Consider the following 15689-nt stretch of genomic DNA (forward strand, 5'->3'; position numbering starts at 1 on the left):
CGGGTGTCTCATCCTTGGCCTGCTATCAGGCCGAGGTCATGATCTGATAGAGCTCTTCGTCGCTGGTTGCCTGACGCAACTGGCGGCAAACCGCCTTGTCACCCAGCTTGGAAGCCATCAGAGAAAGGGTCTTGAGATGCTGCTTGCACTCGCTTTCCGGCACCAGCAAGGCAAACAGCAGGTCAACCGGTTGATTGTCGATGGAGTCGAAAGGAATAGGGTCGGCAAAGGTCATCAGGATCGCGGTTGGCGGGAACTCATCGTCAATGCGACCGTGGGGGATCGCAATACCGGCACCGATCCCGGTACTACCCATTTTTTCGCGGGCCAGCAAGCATTCAAACAGCGCCTGACGGGAGGTGCCAAGGCGTTCGGCGGCCAGCTCGCTGATGATTTCGAGGGCGCGTTTCTTGCTGGTACAAGGGACTGCACTCTTGGTGCAGTCCCGACTCAGTATGTGTTCAAGTTGCATGGTTATTTTTTATTTAACTTATCTTTGTGCTTGATGATCTGCCTGTCCAGCTTGTCGAGCAAGGTGTCTATCGCAGCATACATATCGGCATGTTCAGAGTTGGCAAACACTTCGCCACCGCTGACGTGCAATTTGGCTTCCGCTATCTGGTTCAGTTTTTCCACGCTAAGCACCACATGAACATTGTTGATGTGGTCGAAGTGACGCTCGAGTTTGGCAAATTTGTTATTCACATAATCACGCAGAGCTTCGGTGATCTCGACATGGTGTCCGGTCAGGTTAATTTGCATAACATCATCCTTTTGTTTGCCTAAACCAGGCGTTTGCGCTGATTGGAAGGTGGGATAAACAAGGATTCGCGATACTTAGCGATCGTGCGTCTCGCCACCATAATACCCTGTTCGGCCAGCAAATCCGCGATCTTGCTATCACTTAACGGCTTGGCAGGATTCTCTGCCGTGACCAGCTTCTTGATGAGCGCGCGAATTGCGGTCGATGAGCACTCTCCTCCTCCTTCGGTGTTCACATGGCTGGAGAAAAAAAACTTCAATTCGAAGATACCACGGGGGGTATGCATGTACTTCTGGGTCGTCACCCGGGAGATGGTCGACTCATGCATCTCTACCGCTTCGGCGATGTCATTGAGCACCATCGGCTTCATCGCCTCTTCACCATACTCGAAAAAGCCCTGTTGCTGCTCGACAATGCAACTGGCCACTTTCAGCAGGGTGTCATTGCGACTTTCCAGGCTCTTGATGAACCACTTGGCTTCCTGCAAATGGGAGCGGATAAACTGGGTGTCGGTGCTGCTGCGGGCGTTGCGGGCCATGGCGGCATAGGTCTCATTGACCCGAATGCGGGGGGCAGAGTCGGGATTGAGCTCGACCACCCACTTGCTGCCCTTCTTGACCACGGAGACGTCGGGGATCACGTACTGGGAGTCGCTCTGGATAATGCCGTTGCCGGGGCGCGGCTCCAGCAGCTGGATCAGATCCAGCACCTCCTTGAGGTCGCTCTCCTTGAGTTTTGTCTTGCGGGCGAGGGTGCGGTAATCCCGGTTGCCGAGCAGCTCCATGTGCTCGAGGATCACCTCTTTGGCCTCGTTGAGCCAGGGGGTCTGCGGGTCATACTGATCCAGCTGGATGAGCAAACACTCCTGCACAGAACGGGCAGCAATACCGACCGGATCGAAGTGCTGCACCCGCTTGAGTACCGCCTCGACCTCATCGAGTTCCACCTCTACATCATCGCTGGTGACGGCAGCCTGGATATCCTCCAGCGCAACGGTCAGATAACCGGATTCGTCGATGGCATCGATGATGGCGAGCGCGATGGCGGCATCCACATCGCTAAACGGTGTGAGCCGCATCTGCCACAGCAGATAATCCTGCAGGTTTTCGGTGGTTTCACCCTGATAGACGCTATCTTCCCCATCATGGATGGGGCCCGCGCTCTGGGCTGTGCCGGCAGAGTAAACCTCGTCCCAGGTGGTATCCACCGGCAACTCGTCCGGCATCTGCTCCTGGGCCATGGCATCGCTGGAATCCAGCTGGCTGGCATCGACCGGCGCTTCCGGACTGGTCTCTTGCGCCTCGCTCTCTTCCTGCTCCAGCAGAGGGTTGTTTTCGAGCGCTTGCTGAATTTCCTGCTGAAGTTCCAGAGTGGAGAGCTGGAGCAGACGAATCGCTTGTTGTAATTGCGGCGTCATGGTCAGGGACTGACCGAGACGCAACTGTAATGTCGGCTTCATCTACGTCGGGATATCCTTATGTTCAGCGAGGCACTCGTCAAAGGAAATGAAGGCATGCCCCCTTACTATAGACTGAATTGATCGCCCAAATAGACGCGCTTGACCTGCTCATCGGCAAGGATGTCAGCCGGTGCACCTTCGGCAATCATCTTGCCGTGGCTGACGATATAGGCCTTCTCACATACGTCCAGAGTCTCTCTGACGTTGTGGTCGGTAATCAAGACGCCAAGGCCTCTATCTTTCAGATGCTGAATGATCTTCTTGATGTCTATCACAGAAATCGGGTCAACCCCTGCAAAGGGTTCATCCAGCAGAATAAAACGCGGCTCGGCCGCCAGCGCACGGGCAATTTCGACCCGACGGCGCTCACCGCCGGAGAGGCTCTGACCCAGGTTGTCGCGAATGTGGGTGATATTGAACTCTTCCAGCAGTTGCTGAACTTTGTCCTCACGCTCCTCACGGCTCAACCCCTTGCGGGTCTGCATCACTCCCATCAGGTTGTCGAACACCGACAGGCGACGGAAGATGGAGGCCTCCTGCGGCAGGTAACCAATGCCATTGCGCGCCCGCACATGCATGGGCTGCAGGCTGATGTCCTGATCGTCGATGGTGATGAGACCGGCATCGCGCTGCACCAGCCCCACGATCATGTAGAAGGAGGTGGTCTTGCCCGCCCCGTTGGGGCCGAGCAGGCCGACAATCTGGCCGGTGCCCACTTCAAGGCTGACGTCACTCACCACCATGCGGCGCTTGTAGCTCTTCTGCAGGCCCACTGCTTTCAACACTGCCATGGCTTATTTTCCCTGCTTCTTCTGGTCGGCGGGCTTGTCGAAATTCTCTACCTGATCAGGCAGGAATACGGTTTTGACCCGCTGGCTCGGGCTCTTGCTCTCGGCGATCATCTTCTGTTTGACGATGTCGTAGCGGATCAGATCGCCATTGACCTGGCTATCTTCCTGCTTGAGCTGACCGTTGCCGGTGATGGTCACCAGCCGGTTCTTCAGCTCGTAGCGTATAGTGTTACCGTGGGCATTGACCGGCTTGCCGTTATCCAGGATCTGGAAGAAGGTGGCGGGCTTACCGTAGGCAGTCATCACCTCGGCTCCTTTCTCGCCGGAACGGGTCACTACCACCTTGTCAGCCTTGATCCGGATGGTGCCCTGATTGATGGTCACATCCTCTTCGAAGGTGATGCGATTGTCCTGCATCTCGGCCACCTGTTTGACGGCATCGACGTAGACCTTCTCGGCAAAGTCGGACTCTTTGGCGGTCACCGCACCACACAACAACAGGGCTGCGAGGGCCAGATTAGCGTTTTTCATTGAAATAGATGGCATGGCCTTGATCCAGTAACTCAAAATATTTGCGGTCCAGATGGCCCTTGAGGCCAACCCCTTGGGTCTGGAAATCCCGACCCAGAATGTTCACTTCCCGGTTGCTGCGCACATCCTGTGTCACCAGATCCAGCTCCAGATAGGGAGTATCCAGTGTGGAGATGAAAGAGGTAGGTAGCAGACCATCCAGATGCACCTTGTCCCGCAGGATGACGTTGTCGCCGGTGTTGAGCACGCCGGTTTCGGCGGTCACCTTCCACTCGGCAGCACCCTGATCGTCATACATGTAGACCACCGGCTTGTCGAAGGTGGCCTGCTCGAGGATTTGATAATACTCGGCGTAGGTCGACTCCAACCGCTCGGTGCGCTTGCCGTTGATATCAAAACGGGTGGTCACCAGATCTTTGGCGACAAAATCCGGCTGATAGTTTTCGATTTTGACGGCGCTCTCAGGCACCAGCTCAACCTTGCCCAACTGCCAGGCAACCAGCGCGACCAGAAACAGCAGGGCAAACAACAGGGTCTGTCTGCTCATACCGAGGCCTCGGGCTGATAATCGTCGTGGCCCTGCGCCTGCAAAATGAGGTCACACACCTCGCGCACCGCGCCCATGCCACCGCCAAGCCGGGTCACCATATCGGCACGGCTCAGCACCAGCGGATGGGCATCGGCCACCGCGATACCCAGGCCGCAGGCGGCCATCACCGGCAGATCGATGGTGTCATCGCCCATATAGGCGGCCTGTTCAGCAGTCAGCCCCAGCTTGGCCAGGAGCGCTTCGAAGTGAGGCAGCTTTTTATCAGCCCCCTGCACCACATGAGCCACCCCCAGGCTTTTCATCCGATCGCTAACGATACGGGAGTTGCGCCCGGTGATGATGGCGATCTCGATCCCGGCATTGAGCAGTGCTCGCATGCCCGCACCATCGCGGGTGCAGAAGGTTTTCAGCTCTTCGCCGTTGTTTCCCATGTAGATGAGGCCGTTGGAGAGCACCCCGTCCACATCGCACACCAGCAGGCGGATTTGCGCCGCCTTCTCAAACTGGCTGCGCGTCACCGGACCATAGAGGGTCGGTACGTTTTGCATCAAATTACTCCGGCTTTCAGCAGGTCGTGCATGTTGAAGGCGCCGAGCGGGCGTTTCTCTTCATCCACGACCAGTAATCCGTTGATTTTTCTCGTTTCCATCAGCTTGACGGCTTCCGCAGCCATCATCTCTGGACCTACGGTAACACAGTTGGCCGTCATCACACGGCTGATGGGGGTGTGATGGATATCGATCTGCTGGTCAAGAATGCGGCGCAGGTCGCCATCGGTAAAGAGCCCGGCCAGCAGGCCATTGCCATCGACCACAGCCGTCATACCGAGTCCCTTGCGGCTCACTTCCAGCAGCGCCTGGCTGATGGTGGCATCTATCCCCACCCGGGGCAACAGCTCGCCGCTGTGCATCAGATCGCCGACCCGCAGCAACAGACGCTTGCCGAGCGACCCGCCCGGGTGAGAGAGGGCGAAGTCATCGGCGGTAAAACCGCGCGCTTCCAGCAGGGCGACCGCCAGGGCATCGCCCATCACCAGGGTTGCCGTGGTGCTGGAAGTGGGTGCCAGACCCAGCGGGCAGGCCTCTTTCTCCACCTTGATACACAGGTGCACGTTGGCCTCTTTGGCCATGGTGGAGGCCGGATTACCGGTCATGCAGATGAGCGGAATGCCGCGGCGCTTGAGTACCGGCAGCAGGGCCAGGATTTCGTCGCTCTCGCCGGAGTTGGAGATAGCGATGATAAGGTCGCCACTGGAGATCATCCCCAGATCGCCGTGACTCGCTTCTCCCGGGTGAAGGAAGAAGGCCGGTGTGCCGGTGCTGGCGAGGGTGGCGGCGATCTTGCTGCCGATATGGCCCGATTTGCCCATGCCGGTGACCACTATCTTGCCACCGCAGCGCAGCACCATTTCGCACGCCTTGTCGAAGGCGTCATTCAGATACTGATAGAGTCCATCAATGGCTTGCTTTTCTGTGTCCAGCACCGCGCGGGCACTGCGACGAAAATCGAACAGTTCAGACACTTTCTCAGGCTTTACAGACATAAAGACACAGCTCCGGGCCGAAATTAGCTGCGGGATTATAAAAAAGTCTGCCCGGATAAGCGAATCGGATGGCAAGTCCCGCTCTCGATGACGCACTTTGTTACAGAAAACTGTCGTGCAAATGGGCTGGCAGCCTGTTCAATAGTTGTTCCTTGCTGTTGCTTAGACCTAGACTACCCCATAAAATTCGCACCTCATTTACACCGGATGGACAATTGTTTGAACAATGACCTGATCACTATCTCCGATCTGACTTTCAGTCACGGAGATCGGCTGTTGTATGACGGGATCAACCTGACCATTCCTCGTGGCAAGGTCACCGCCGTCATGGGCCCGAGCGGCATCGGTAAAACCACCCTGCTGCGGCTGATCGGTGGCCAGCTCAAGCCGGAGTCCGGTCACATTCTGTTTGACGGGGAAGATATCCCCACCCTCTCCCGTTCGCGCCTCTATGAAGTGCGCAAGCGGATGAGCATGCTGTTCCAGAGCGGCGCCCTGTTTACCGGCATGACGGTCTACGACAACGTGGCCTTCCCGCTGCGGGAGCACTCCGGCCTGCCGGAGGAGCTGATCCACACCATCGTCATGATGAAGTTGCAGGCGGTGGGCTTGCGCGGCGCGGCGAAACTGATGCCCTCCGAGCTCTCCGGCGGCATGGCGCGCCGGGCGGCGCTGGCTCGGGCAATTGCGCTCGATCCTGACCTCATCATGTATGACGAGCCGTTCGTCGGGCAGGACCCCATCACCATGGCGGTGCTGGTCAAACTGATCAAGGAGCTGAACGATGCCCTAGGTATCACCTCCGTCATCGTCACCCACGACGTGAAAGAGGTGCTGAGCATCGCCGATTACGCCTACATCATCGCCAATCGCAAGGTGGTGGCGCACGGTACGCCGGATCAGCTGCGCGAGGAGCACAATCCCGAAGTCGAGCAGTTCCTCAAAGGATTGCCCGATGGTCCTGTTCCGTTTCATTTTCCGGCAGGCGATCTGCTACAGGATCTCTGATGTTGATAAGTCAAATAAGCAAGCTGGGGCGGGTCGGAGTGCGGTTTATCAGCTCCGTCGGTCGCGCCACCATCATGTTGTTCCATGCGCTGGCGGGCAAACCCGAGCCGCGCAAGCACTTCCCGCTGCTTGTCCAGCAGCTCTATGTGGTGGGTGTGCAGTCGGTGGCCATCATTCTGGTCTCCGGCCTGTTCATCGGCATGGTGCTCTCGCTGCAGGGTTACAACGTATTGAAGGATTTCGGCGCCGAGCAGAGCCTGGGACCGCTGGTCTCCCTCTCCCTGCTGCGGGAGCTGGGTCCTGTGGTCACGGCACTGCTGTTTGCCGGCCGTGCCGGTTCGGCCCTGACCGCTGAAATCGGCCTGATGAAGGCCACCGAGCAACTTTCAAGCCTCGAGATGATGGCGGTCGACCCGCTGCGCCGGGTGGTTGCCCCCCGCTTCTGGGCTGGCGTCATCAGCATGCCGCTGCTGGCCTTTATGTTCAGCCTGATCGGTATCTTCGGCGGCAAGCTGGTCGGTGTGGACTGGCTCGGCGTGGACGAAGGGGGCTTCTGGTCTGCCATGCAGGCCTCCGTCGACTGGCATGAAGACATCATGCAGGGCGCCATCAAGAGCCTGATTTTCGCCCTGGTGGTCACCTGGATTGCGCTCTTTAACGGCTATGATGCCAAGCCGACCTCGGCCGGGATCAGTCAGGCCACGACCCGTACCGTGGTCCACTCATCCCTCGCCGTGCTCGGCCTGGATTTTATACTCACTGCAGTCATGTTTGGATAAGGTAAAGATGAAGTTCAGCAAAGTAGAATTCCTGGTCGGCACCTTCATGCTGGCTGGCATCGGTGCCATTCTGGCACTGGCCCTGCAAGTGGCCGGTTTGAGCTTCAAACCGGAAGGAGAAACCTATACCCTGCGCGCGCATTTCGATAATATCGGCGGCCTGAAAGTCCGTTCGCCGGTCAAGGTCGGCGGCGTGGTGGTTGGTCGGGTCAGCGACATCGTACTGGACCCGAAAACCCAGGTGCCCGAAGTGACCCTGATGATGCAAAAGAGCGCTGGCGAGTTCGCCGATACCAGTTCCCTCTCCATCCTCACCTCCGGTCTGCTCGGCGAGCAGTACATCGGTCTGGCCCCCGGCTTCAGCGATGAGGAGATGGGCACCGAGATGCTCAAGGATGGCGACCTGATTGAAGACACCAAATCCGCCATCGTGCTGGAAGATCTGATTGGCAAGTTCCTCTACAGCCAATCCTCCGACAGCAAATCAGACAGCAAGAAGGAGTAATCATGTTCAAGAAAATCGCCCTGCTGCTGGGTCTGATGACCAGCATGCTCTTTTCCCTGTCTGCCCAGGCCGCCGTCGATGCCACCGACCCCAACGCGCTGGTGGATCAGGCTGCCAAGCAGACCTTTGCCCGCCTGAAAGCCGATCAGGCCCAGGTGAAAAGCAATCCGGATCACCTGCGGGTGATCATCCGCGAAGAGCTGCTGCCCTATGTGGACAACCGCTTCGCCGCCTACAAGGTGCTTGGCAACCAGATTAAAGAGACCACCGAAGCGCAGCGCAATGCCTTCGTCGAGGTGTTCACCGAGTACATGGTGAGCTCCTACGCCGATGCGCTGGCCCATTTTGACAAACAGACCGTCAAGGTCGAGCCGGGCAAAGCTCCCAGCGGCAACATCACGGCCGTCAACGTCAGCGTGAAAGAGGCCGGCAAGCCGGACATCTTCCTCGAGTTCAAACTGCGCAAGAACAACAAGACCGGCGAGTGGAAAGCCTTTGACATGGTTGCCGAGGGGATCAGCCTGCTCTCCGCCAAGCAGAGCGAGCTGGGCGGTTTGATCCGCCAAAACGGCATCGATGCGGTGATCGCCCAGTTGCGCGAACACAACGCCAAGCCGCTGGTACTCAAACCATGACCCTCAGCGGTGAGCTGCAGGCGCCACAGGTCAATGACCTGTGGCAACGCCGCGCCGAATGGTGGCAGGACGACCAGCTCGAGCTCGGCGGCGTCACCACCCTCGACTCTGCCGGACTGGCCCTGCTGGTCAAATGGGCCAAAGCCGTATTAGCGCGAGGCGCCACACCGCAACTGGTGGGCGCCTCCAGTGATTTCTATACCCTGGCCAACCTCTACGGAGTGGCCGGGCTGTTTCAGTCAACCCCGCTCACAACTGAGGACGCATAATGCAAGTCTCTGAAATTGAAGCGATACTCCTTGAGGCTCTGCCATTGTCCGAAGTCCATGTCAAAGGGGACGGTAGTCACTACCAAGTGATCGCCGTCGGTGACATGTTTGACGGCATGAGCCGGGTCAAGAAGCAGCAGGCCATCTATGCCCCGCTGATGGACAAGATCGCCAGCAACGCCATTCACGCCCTCTCCATCAAGGCGTTCACCGACGCCGAGTGGAAACGCGAACGTAAATTCCTATTGCCCTCCTGATTTGGTAACGAAGTAAAAATGGACAAATTCAAAATCGATGGTCGTTGTACTCTCAACGGCGAAGTGACCATCTCCGGCGCCAAAAACGCCGCGCTGCCGATCCTGTTCGCGACCCTGCTCTGTGATGAAGAGGTACACCTCTCCAATGTGCCGCGCCTGAAAGATGTGGGCACCACCATCAAGCTGCTGGAGATGCTGGGCGCGACCACCAAGGTCAACGGCAACGTCACCGTGCTGACCGGTGCGGTGAACAACCATGTCGCCCCCTACGAGCTGGTGAAGACCATGCGCGCCTCCATTCTGGCGCTGGGCCCGCTGGCTGCCCGTTTCGGCGCGGCTGACGTCTCCCTGCCCGGCGGTTGCGCCATCGGTGCCCGTCCGGTCAACCTGCACGTCCACGGCCTGGAGCTGATGGGTGCCAAGATCACCATCGAAGATGGTTACATCAAGGCCCGTGTCGATGGCCGCCTGAAAGGCGCCCACATCCTGATGGATATGGTCTCCGTGACCGGTACCGAAAACCTGATGATGGCCGCCACCCTGGCTGATGGCCGCACCGTGATCGAAAACGCCGCGCGCGAGCCGGAAGTGGTCGATCTGGCCAACTTCCTCAATACTCTGGGCGCCAAGATCCAGGGCGCGGGCACCGACACCCTGACCATCGACGGTGTCGAGCGTCTGCACGGCGGCAACTACAGCGTACAGCCTGACCGCATCGAAACCGGTACCTTCCTGGTGGGTGCAGCGGTCACCGGCGGCAAGATCACCTGTCGCAAGACAGACCCGACTCTGCTGGAAGCGGTACTGGTCAAGCTGGAAGAGGCTGGCGCCCTGATTGAGAAGGGTGAAGACTGGATCACCCTCGACATGACTGGCCGCCCCCTCAAGCCGGTCACCATCAAGACTGCCCCCTACCCGGCCTTCCCGACCGACATGCAGGCACAGTTCACCGTGCTGAACGCCGTTGCCAAAGGCACCGGCATGGTCACCGAGACCATCTTCGAGAACCGCTTCATGCACGTTCCTGAACTGGTACGGATGGGTGCAGACATCGAACTGCAGGGCAACGTAGCCATCTGCCGTGACACCGAGCAGCTCAAGGGTGCCCAGGTGATGGCGACAGATCTGCGCGCCTCCGCCAGTCTGGTGCTGGCCGGCTTCGTGGCAGAAGGCTCCACCATCGTCGACCGTATCTATCACATCGACCGTGGCTACGAAGACATCGAGCAGAAGCTGCAGGGTCTGGGTGGCCGCATCGAGCGCATCAAGGGCTGATAGCCCCCTGATCGCTGGCCGATAAAAAGGCCCCCTCGCGTTGGCGAGGGGGCCTTTTTCATGGTTTCGGTTCTGTTGAAACCGGGATCAGTGGCCCGCCAGCTTCATATTCTCTACCAGCACCGAGCCGGTCTTGAGACTGGAGCGCTCATCCTCGTCACGACCCACCGCCACGATATGGCTGAACATCTCGGCCAGATTGCCGGCGATGGTGATCTCCTCGACCGGATAGGCTATCTCGCCATTCTCGACCCAGAAACCGGCGGCGCCGCGGGAGTAGTCGCCATTGACGATATTGACCCCCTGCCCCATCAGCTCGGTCACCAGCAGACCGGTGCCCATCTCTTTAAGCATGCCCTGAAAATCCTGGCCAGTATTGGAGACCTGCCAGTTGTGGATGCCACCGGCATGACCCGTAGTAGTCAGCCCCAGCTTGCGAGCGGAGTAGGAAGTCAGCAGCCAGCTCATCAGCTCGCCGTTACGGATGATATCCATGTCTCGGGTACGCACCCCTTCGCCATCGAACGGGGTACTGGCAAGCCCGCCCAGCAGGTGGGGGAACTCCTGAATGGTGAGCCACTCGGGCAGGATCTGCTTGCCCAATTTGTCGAGCAGGAAGCTCGACTTGCGATAGAGGTTGCCACCGCTGATGGCCATCACCAGATGGCCCCACAGACCGGAGGCTGTGTCCGGGTGGAACAGCACAGGCGCATGACGGGTAGAGATCTTGCGGGCGCCGAGGCGGGAGACGGTACGCTCAACGGCTTCGTCGGCAATGCGCTGCGGGCTCCAGAGCCCGTCGAGGGTACGGCTGGAGGAGTAGCCGTAATCCCGTTGCATGTCGCCATCCTGCTCGCCGATCAGCACACAGCTCAGGGAGTTGCGCGACGCCGCATAACCTTTGACGAAGCCGTGGCTGTTGCCATAGACCTTGATGCCTAGATGGCTGGAGAAACCGGCGCCGTCGGAGTGCTTGATACGGGCATCGCGGCCCAGAGCGAGTCGTTCGCACTCGATGGCCAGTTCGATCCCGCGCTGGGGATCCAGTTCGATTTGGTGGCACAGTTGCAGGTCGGGGGCATCCCAAGCCAGCAGCTCGGCGTCCGCCAGACCGGCGCAATCATCGGCCGAGGTGTGGCGAGCAATCTCGATAGCCGCTTCAACGGCGGCACGAATGGCGGGTTTGCTCAGATCGGTGGTCGAGGAAGATCCCTTGCAACCATCGCGATAGACAGCGATGCCGAGGGCGCCATCCTTATTGAATTCAATGCTTTCCAGTTCACAACCCCGAGTGTTCACCGACAACCCGGTCTGCTTGCTGATGGAGACTTCGGCCAGCGAGGCGCCCAGTCCTTTGGCTATCTCCAGGGCTTCGGCAACCACGGCCTCGAGATGGGCTTGATCCTGGCGGATTTGGTCTTGCTGATCCATAACTCACATCTGTATGAAAGAAGGAAAGGGGGGTAAGCATATCAGACCCCTGCGCCCAGCGGGAGAAGCTGGTAACATATCCGCCAAACGTGAATGACAGGAATCAAGAGACCGATGAGTCAATATCAAGACGACAACGAGTTCGAAGACTGGGGCCCCAGCAAGAGCCAGCTCAAGCGCGATGCCGAAGCATTGCAGAAAATGGGGGAAGAGATCGTCTCCCTCAGCCACAGCGAGCTGGAAAAAATCCCGTTGGATGAAGAGCTTGCAGAAGCTGTCGAGCTGGGTCGCAAACTCAAGCCGAAGAAGGATGAGTCCTTCCGTCGCCATCTGCAGTTCATCGGCCGCCTGATGCGCAGCCGCGATATCGAGCCGATTGCCGAAGCGCTTTCCATCATCAAGAACCGTCACTCCACCGTGAATGCCCGCCTGCATCGGCTGGAGCAGTGGCGCGAGCGCCTGATCACCGAAGGTGACAGCGCCCTCAACGAGCTGATGTCCCAGTTCCACGAGCTGGATCGCCAGAAGCTGCGCCAGCTGATCCGCTCCGCCAACAAGGAGCGGGAGCTGAACAAGCCGCCGGTCGCCTACCGCGAGATGTACCAGTATCTGCGCGGCGAGATCGAAGACCTGCTGTGATCCCCGAAACACGCCTCCCCTCGCGGAGGCGTGTTTCTATTGATGCCTTTTCCTCTCCACATCCCCGCCATCCCTGCACGTTTAATATATCCACCACTTCGCTACCCCAACCATAACGGCCCATCTCAACAGCCCCGTTAAATCGCAGCTTCAGAGCAGTTCAAGACAAATCCGTTAACAACTTGGCATCATTTTGTTTGACATATTGAACGGCCTTGGCAGACTGAAGAGAGGATCCATGCCGTCGCTGCCCAGACTGACCAACGATTCTGCCACCCGGCCCGACGCGGGATCCCATGACCATGCCTTGAGGCATGCCCTTGCCCTGTCGGTTTGCAAGGGCCTGCCCAAGGCGCAGGATGAGACTTCAACGCCAAGGATAATCAAGGTGCCCTATGCCAAATCCCCAACCTCCCGCCACCCGTAAACCTGTCGTGCTGATGACCATGGGCGCCCAGCCCCGCAACGGCCACGCCTATCAGGTGATGACCCACAAATACATCATGCCGCTGGTGGAGATAAGCGACTGCGTCCCGCTGCTGGTTCCCACCTGCTGCGGCACCGCCGATCTGGAGCAGTATCTGGATCTGGCTGACGGCATCTATCTGAGCGGCGCCGGCTCCAATATCGATCCAGCCCTTTACGGCCAGGAGAACCTCACGCCGGAAAAACAGCAAGACAGGGATCGCGACCTGTTCGATCTGCCCCTCATCAAGGGGGCGCTCGCCCGTGGCTTGCCGATCCTCGGGATCTGCCGCGGCATGCAGGAGATCAACGTAGCGCTGGGGGGAGACATCCATCAGAAGGTCTACAGCGAGCCGGGTTATGACGATCACCGGGAGGATGCCGACGATCCGGTCGACGAGCAGTATGGGCCGAGCCATCAGATCAAACTGCTGCCAGGCAGCTGGTTTGCCAAGCTGATGGGGGAAGAACAGATTCCGGTCAACTCCCTGCATGGACAGGGTATCAACCGGTTGGGGAAGGGTCTGGAGCCGTTGGCCCACGCCGAAGATGGGCTGATCGAGGCGCTTCATGCTCCCGCACTGTCACCCTTTTTGCTGGCAGTGCAGTGGCATCCGGAGTGGAAGGCCAATGAAAACCCCCACTCCATCAAGATCTTTCAAGCCTTTGGCGATGCCTGCCGCCAACGCAGTGCATTGATGGCGGCTAGTTAATCCCTCATCGATTCAGTCGCCAAACCCGCGCGCCTTGAGCTTGGGCAGTCCGCCCCGCTCGGGGCGCAGGGTACGGCAGATATCCATCCCCTTGAGCCCACGCTGGATATGGTCAGGCGAATGGCCAAACACCATGCCGTTGCTACGGTAGAGGTTGTTGTCATCCAGCTCGAACTTCTCGCCACCGATCAGCAACTGCTCGCGGCCATTGACCGTGTCACCCCGCTTGATGGGCACCTTCATGTCACTCAGCACCTCGCCGGTGGCACACCCCTCACGCCAGCGCGCCTCGCTGGAGAAGGGGGTAATGGCTATTTCACGCCAGGAGCCATCCCGGAATTCGACCCGATACTTCTCGGTCAGCAGGTCGCAGCCCGCCAATGGCAACAGGGCCATCAAACAGATGATTTTCTTTGAAAATTTCACTCAATCGCACTCCTTTGCCCGGTTCTGCACAGGATAAATAAATTGCCGCCCCAACGCACCATTTCCCCGCGCCGCAGCAGCTATGCTGGAAATAAAACCACAATAAGGTGCTGCTATGGCTGGCGAAAACCTCACCGCGCTACCGACGCTGATCTGGATTGGCGAACACCCGTTCTGGACCCTGCTCACCCTCTCCCTGATGCTGATCCACTTCTGGCGCCGTCCGGGACAGCGACGGGAGCTGCTCTCCGAGCTCAGTTTCGTGATGATTAGCGCGGTGGTGATCCTGCTGATCCAGCTGGAAGGGGGCTGGTTCAAACTGCCGCTGCCCCATCAATTGCTGATCGAGATCTCCACCCTGCTGGCCGGCCTGATACTGGTCAAGATATGGGGGATCCTGCTGTTCGAATTTCTGCTCCCCCTCTGCCATGTGCGGATCCCGCGGATCATCGCCGATATCGTCATCACCATCGGCTATATCGGCTGGGGTCTGTTTCGCCTCTACGCCTCCGGCATGGCGCTCGGGGAGATAGTCACCACCTCGGCGGTCATCACCGCGGTCATCGCCTTCGCCATGCAGGACACCCTTGGCAACCTGTTGGCCGGGGTCTCCATTCAGCTCGACAACTCCATCGCCATCGGTGACTGGCTGCAAGTCGACACCACCCAGGGCCGGGTGGTGGAGATCAACTGGCGTGCCACCACCATCGAGACCCGCAACTGGGAGACAGTCGTCATCCCCAACAGCCACCTGCTCAAACAGCGCTTCACCGTGCTCGGGCGCCGTCGTGGCGAACCCTTGCAGTGGCGGCGCTGGGTCTGGTTCGATCTGACCCTGGATACCCTGCCGACCCAGATCATCGCGCTGATCGAGAAATCCCTGCGGGAGACCAAGCTCCCCTGCGTCGCCAAGCATCCGCAACCGGACTGCCTGCTGATGAATGTCGAGGGGGGCATCGCCCGCTATGCGGTGCGCTACTGGCTCACTGACCTGGCTCGCGACGATCCGACCGACTCCATGGTGCGCAGCCTGATCGATGCCGCCCTGCGCCGCAACGATCGCCGCCTCACCCCGCCGATCTTCAACGTCTTTATGGCCAAGGAGAAGCAGCATCTGGATGCCCGCCACAAGCGCCACACCGCCGAACGAACCGATACCCTGCGCAAGCTGCCGCTGTTTGCCATGTTGCAGGAGAACGAGCTGCTCCAGCTGGCCGATCAGGTGAAGTTCGCCCCCTTCGTCAGCGGCGACATCATGCTGGAGCAGGGAGATGTCTCCAGCTGGCTGTTCGTGCTGGTCAAAGGGGAAGCCGAGATGGTGGTCAATGTCGAAGGGCGAGAGCTGAAGCTTGGTACGCTCAACGCGGGAGACTTCTTTGGCGAACTGAGCCTGCTCACCGGCGAGCCCAGCTCCTTCACGGTACGGGCGGTGGCCACCGTCGAAACCTATCGCATCAATCAGGCAATGTTTCAGGAGCTGGTGATGCAGCGCGAGGCGCTGGTCGAGCCCCTCTACCGGGTGCTGAGCGACCGCCAGCAGGAGCAGCGGGCCCTGCTGGAGCGGGAGGCGGAAGCCATGAAACAGCCACCACAACAGCTTGATCTGCTTGATAAACTGATGAAGCTGTTCGGCGGAAGATGACGTAGCAT

20 protein-coding genes are annotated in these 15689 nt (G+C 58.9%); 10 read left to right on the forward strand and 10 right to left on the reverse strand.

Going from position 1 to position 15689, the window contains the following annotated elements:
• Positions 1-25: 25 nt before the first annotated feature.
• The 8 genes from ptsN to OKC31_RS09140 all read right to left on the reverse strand — a co-directional run bounded on the left by ptsN (position 26) and on the right by OKC31_RS09140 (position 5637).
• Positions 26-472: a PTS IIA-like nitrogen regulatory protein PtsN gene (gene ptsN / locus OKC31_RS09105; RefSeq protein ID WP_005336322.1), complete on the reverse strand. Its 447-nt coding sequence runs from the start codon at positions 470-472 to the stop codon at positions 26-28.
• A 2-nt stretch (positions 473-474) separates the two neighbouring features.
• Positions 475-762, reverse strand: a complete 288-nt coding sequence (gene hpf / locus OKC31_RS09110) for a ribosome hibernation promoting factor (protein WP_005336323.1) — start codon at positions 760-762, stop codon at positions 475-477.
• Between the two features lie 20 nt (positions 763-782).
• Entirely contained in the window at positions 783-2222 is a 1440-nt protein-coding gene (locus OKC31_RS09115) for an RNA polymerase factor sigma-54 (RefSeq protein WP_005336331.1), read from the reverse strand.
• A 65-nt stretch (positions 2223-2287) separates the two neighbouring features.
• Positions 2288-3013, reverse strand: coding sequence for an LPS export ABC transporter ATP-binding protein (gene lptB / locus OKC31_RS09120; protein ID WP_005336333.1), 726 nt, complete (start codon positions 3011-3013; stop codon positions 2288-2290).
• Between the two features lie 3 nt (positions 3014-3016).
• Entirely contained in the window at positions 3017-3544 is a 528-nt protein-coding gene (gene lptA, locus OKC31_RS09125) for a lipopolysaccharide transport periplasmic protein LptA (protein ID WP_040068817.1), read from the reverse strand.
• Positions 3531-4091, reverse strand: a complete 561-nt coding sequence (lptC, locus tag OKC31_RS09130; RefSeq protein ID WP_005336338.1) for an LPS export ABC transporter periplasmic protein LptC — start codon at positions 4089-4091, stop codon at positions 3531-3533. The genes lptA and lptC overlap by 14 nt, the downstream gene beginning before the upstream one ends.
• Positions 4088-4642 (reverse strand): 3-deoxy-manno-octulosonate-8-phosphatase KdsC, encoded by a 555-nt coding sequence (kdsC, locus tag OKC31_RS09135; RefSeq protein ID WP_101530526.1) that lies wholly within the window; start codon positions 4640-4642, stop codon positions 4088-4090. The genes lptC and kdsC overlap by 4 nt, the downstream gene beginning before the upstream one ends.
• Positions 4642-5637, reverse strand: coding sequence for a KpsF/GutQ family sugar-phosphate isomerase (locus OKC31_RS09140; protein WP_058057518.1), 996 nt, complete (start codon positions 5635-5637; stop codon positions 4642-4644). The genes kdsC and OKC31_RS09140 overlap by 1 nt, the downstream gene beginning before the upstream one ends.
• A 207-nt stretch (positions 5638-5844) precedes the next feature.
• Between OKC31_RS09140 and mlaF the strand changes: the two genes are divergently transcribed.
• From mlaF to murA, 7 genes are read left to right on the forward strand one after another with little or no spacing between them, the layout of a single operon-like run.
• The gene (gene mlaF, locus OKC31_RS09145) at positions 5845-6645 is read left to right on the forward strand and encodes a phospholipid ABC transporter ATP-binding protein MlaF (RefSeq protein WP_005336343.1); all 801 of its coding nucleotides are present in this window, start codon (positions 5845-5847) and stop codon (positions 6643-6645) included.
• Positions 6645-7424, forward strand: coding sequence for a lipid asymmetry maintenance ABC transporter permease subunit MlaE (gene mlaE, locus OKC31_RS09150; RefSeq protein WP_005336345.1), 780 nt, complete (start codon positions 6645-6647; stop codon positions 7422-7424). Before mlaF ends, mlaE begins: the two co-directional genes overlap by 1 nt.
• 7 nt (positions 7425-7431) lie before the next feature.
• Positions 7432-7929 carry an outer membrane lipid asymmetry maintenance protein MlaD gene (gene mlaD, locus OKC31_RS09155; RefSeq protein ID WP_005336348.1) on the forward strand — a complete coding sequence of 166 codons (498 nt, stop codon included), beginning with the start codon at positions 7432-7434 and terminating at the stop codon, positions 7927-7929.
• A gap of 2 nt (positions 7930-7931) precedes the next feature.
• Entirely contained in the window at positions 7932-8564 is a 633-nt protein-coding gene (locus OKC31_RS09160) for an MlaC/ttg2D family ABC transporter substrate-binding protein (protein ID WP_005336350.1), read from the forward strand.
• Positions 8561-8833 carry an STAS domain-containing protein gene (locus OKC31_RS09165; RefSeq protein ID WP_005336352.1) on the forward strand — a complete coding sequence of 91 codons (273 nt, stop codon included), beginning with the start codon at positions 8561-8563 and terminating at the stop codon, positions 8831-8833. The genes OKC31_RS09160 and OKC31_RS09165 overlap by 4 nt, the downstream gene beginning before the upstream one ends.
• On the forward strand, positions 8833-9090 hold the full coding sequence (gene ibaG, locus OKC31_RS09170) for a BolA family iron metabolism protein IbaG (RefSeq protein ID WP_005306001.1): 258 nt from the start codon (positions 8833-8835) through the stop codon (positions 9088-9090). Before OKC31_RS09165 ends, ibaG begins: the two co-directional genes overlap by 1 nt.
• Before the next feature lie 18 nt (positions 9091-9108).
• Positions 9109-10365 carry a UDP-N-acetylglucosamine 1-carboxyvinyltransferase gene (gene murA, locus OKC31_RS09175; RefSeq protein WP_058058614.1) on the forward strand — a complete coding sequence of 419 codons (1257 nt, stop codon included), beginning with the start codon at positions 9109-9111 and terminating at the stop codon, positions 10363-10365.
• A gap of 87 nt (positions 10366-10452) precedes the next feature.
• On the opposite strand, the gene pmbA is transcribed toward murA, so the two are convergent.
• Positions 10453-11796, reverse strand: coding sequence for a metalloprotease PmbA (gene pmbA / locus OKC31_RS09180; RefSeq protein WP_040068810.1), 1344 nt, complete (start codon positions 11794-11796; stop codon positions 10453-10455).
• A 114-nt stretch (positions 11797-11910) separates the two neighbouring features.
• Between pmbA and yjgA the strand changes: the two genes are divergently transcribed.
• Entirely contained in the window at positions 11911-12435 is a 525-nt protein-coding gene (gene yjgA / locus OKC31_RS09185) for a ribosome biogenesis factor YjgA (RefSeq protein WP_005336359.1), read from the forward strand.
• 395 nt (positions 12436-12830) lie between these two features.
• Positions 12831-13613 carry a gamma-glutamyl-gamma-aminobutyrate hydrolase family protein gene (locus tag OKC31_RS09190; protein WP_247823590.1) on the forward strand — a complete coding sequence of 261 codons (783 nt, stop codon included), beginning with the start codon at positions 12831-12833 and terminating at the stop codon, positions 13611-13613.
• Positions 13614-13625: 12 nt separating this feature from the next.
• Here the strand turns inward: OKC31_RS09190 and OKC31_RS09195 are convergent, their stop codons facing one another.
• Positions 13626-14009, reverse strand: a complete 384-nt coding sequence (locus tag OKC31_RS09195) for a hypothetical protein (protein ID WP_247824149.1) — start codon at positions 14007-14009, stop codon at positions 13626-13628.
• A gap of 145 nt (positions 14010-14154) precedes the next feature.
• Here OKC31_RS09195 and OKC31_RS09200 point away from each other — a divergent pair, with 145 nt between their 5' ends.
• Positions 14155-15681, forward strand: a complete 1527-nt coding sequence (locus OKC31_RS09200; RefSeq protein WP_005356684.1) for a cyclic nucleotide-binding domain-containing protein — start codon at positions 14155-14157, stop codon at positions 15679-15681.
• Positions 15682-15689 lie beyond the last annotated feature (8 nt).

Origin of the sequence: Aeromonas sp. Y293-4 (genome assembly GCF_027705905.1) — a bacterium.
Taxonomy (GTDB): Bacteria; Pseudomonadota; Gammaproteobacteria; order Enterobacterales; family Aeromonadaceae; genus Aeromonas; species Aeromonas veronii.

Coding starts and splice junctions, on each gene's coding strand:
- ptsN (WP_005336322.1), bottom strand. CDS start 472: ATGCAACTTGAACACATACTGAGTCGGGACTGCACCAAGAGTGCAGTC.
- hpf (WP_005336323.1), bottom strand. CDS start 762: ATGCAAATTAACCTGACCGGACACCATGTCGAGATCACCGAAGCTCTG.
- OKC31_RS09115 (WP_005336331.1), bottom strand. CDS start 2,222: ATGAAGCCGACATTACAGTTGCGTCTCGGTCAGTCCCTGACCATGACG.
- lptB (WP_005336333.1), bottom strand. CDS start 3,013: ATGGCAGTGTTGAAAGCAGTGGGCCTGCAGAAGAGCTACAAGCGCCGC.
- lptA (WP_040068817.1), bottom strand. CDS start 3,544: ATGAAAAACGCTAATCTGGCCCTCGCAGCCCTGTTGTTGTGTGGTGCG.
- lptC (WP_005336338.1), bottom strand. CDS start 4,091: ATGAGCAGACAGACCCTGTTGTTTGCCCTGCTGTTTCTGGTCGCGCTG.
- kdsC (WP_101530526.1), bottom strand. CDS start 4,642: ATGCAAAACGTACCGACCCTCTATGGTCCGGTGACGCGCAGCCAGTTT.
- OKC31_RS09140 (WP_058057518.1), bottom strand. CDS start 5,637: ATGTCTGTAAAGCCTGAGAAAGTGTCTGAACTGTTCGATTTTCGTCGC.
- mlaF (WP_005336343.1), top strand. CDS start 5,845: ATGGACAATTGTTTGAACAATGACCTGATCACTATCTCCGATCTGACT.
- mlaE (WP_005336345.1), top strand. CDS start 6,645: ATGTTGATAAGTCAAATAAGCAAGCTGGGGCGGGTCGGAGTGCGGTTT.
- mlaD (WP_005336348.1), top strand. CDS start 7,432: ATGAAGTTCAGCAAAGTAGAATTCCTGGTCGGCACCTTCATGCTGGCT.
- OKC31_RS09160 (WP_005336350.1), top strand. CDS start 7,932: ATGTTCAAGAAAATCGCCCTGCTGCTGGGTCTGATGACCAGCATGCTC.
- OKC31_RS09165 (WP_005336352.1), top strand. CDS start 8,561: ATGACCCTCAGCGGTGAGCTGCAGGCGCCACAGGTCAATGACCTGTGG.
- ibaG (WP_005306001.1), top strand. CDS start 8,833: ATGCAAGTCTCTGAAATTGAAGCGATACTCCTTGAGGCTCTGCCATTG.
- murA (WP_058058614.1), top strand. CDS start 9,109: ATGGACAAATTCAAAATCGATGGTCGTTGTACTCTCAACGGCGAAGTG.
- pmbA (WP_040068810.1), bottom strand. CDS start 11,796: ATGGATCAGCAAGACCAAATCCGCCAGGATCAAGCCCATCTCGAGGCC.
- yjgA (WP_005336359.1), top strand. CDS start 11,911: ATGAGTCAATATCAAGACGACAACGAGTTCGAAGACTGGGGCCCCAGC.
- OKC31_RS09190 (WP_247823590.1), top strand. CDS start 12,831: ATGCCAAATCCCCAACCTCCCGCCACCCGTAAACCTGTCGTGCTGATG.
- OKC31_RS09195 (WP_247824149.1), bottom strand. CDS start 14,009: ATGGCCCTGTTGCCATTGGCGGGCTGCGACCTGCTGACCGAGAAGTAT.
- OKC31_RS09200 (WP_005356684.1), top strand. CDS start 14,155: ATGGCTGGCGAAAACCTCACCGCGCTACCGACGCTGATCTGGATTGGC.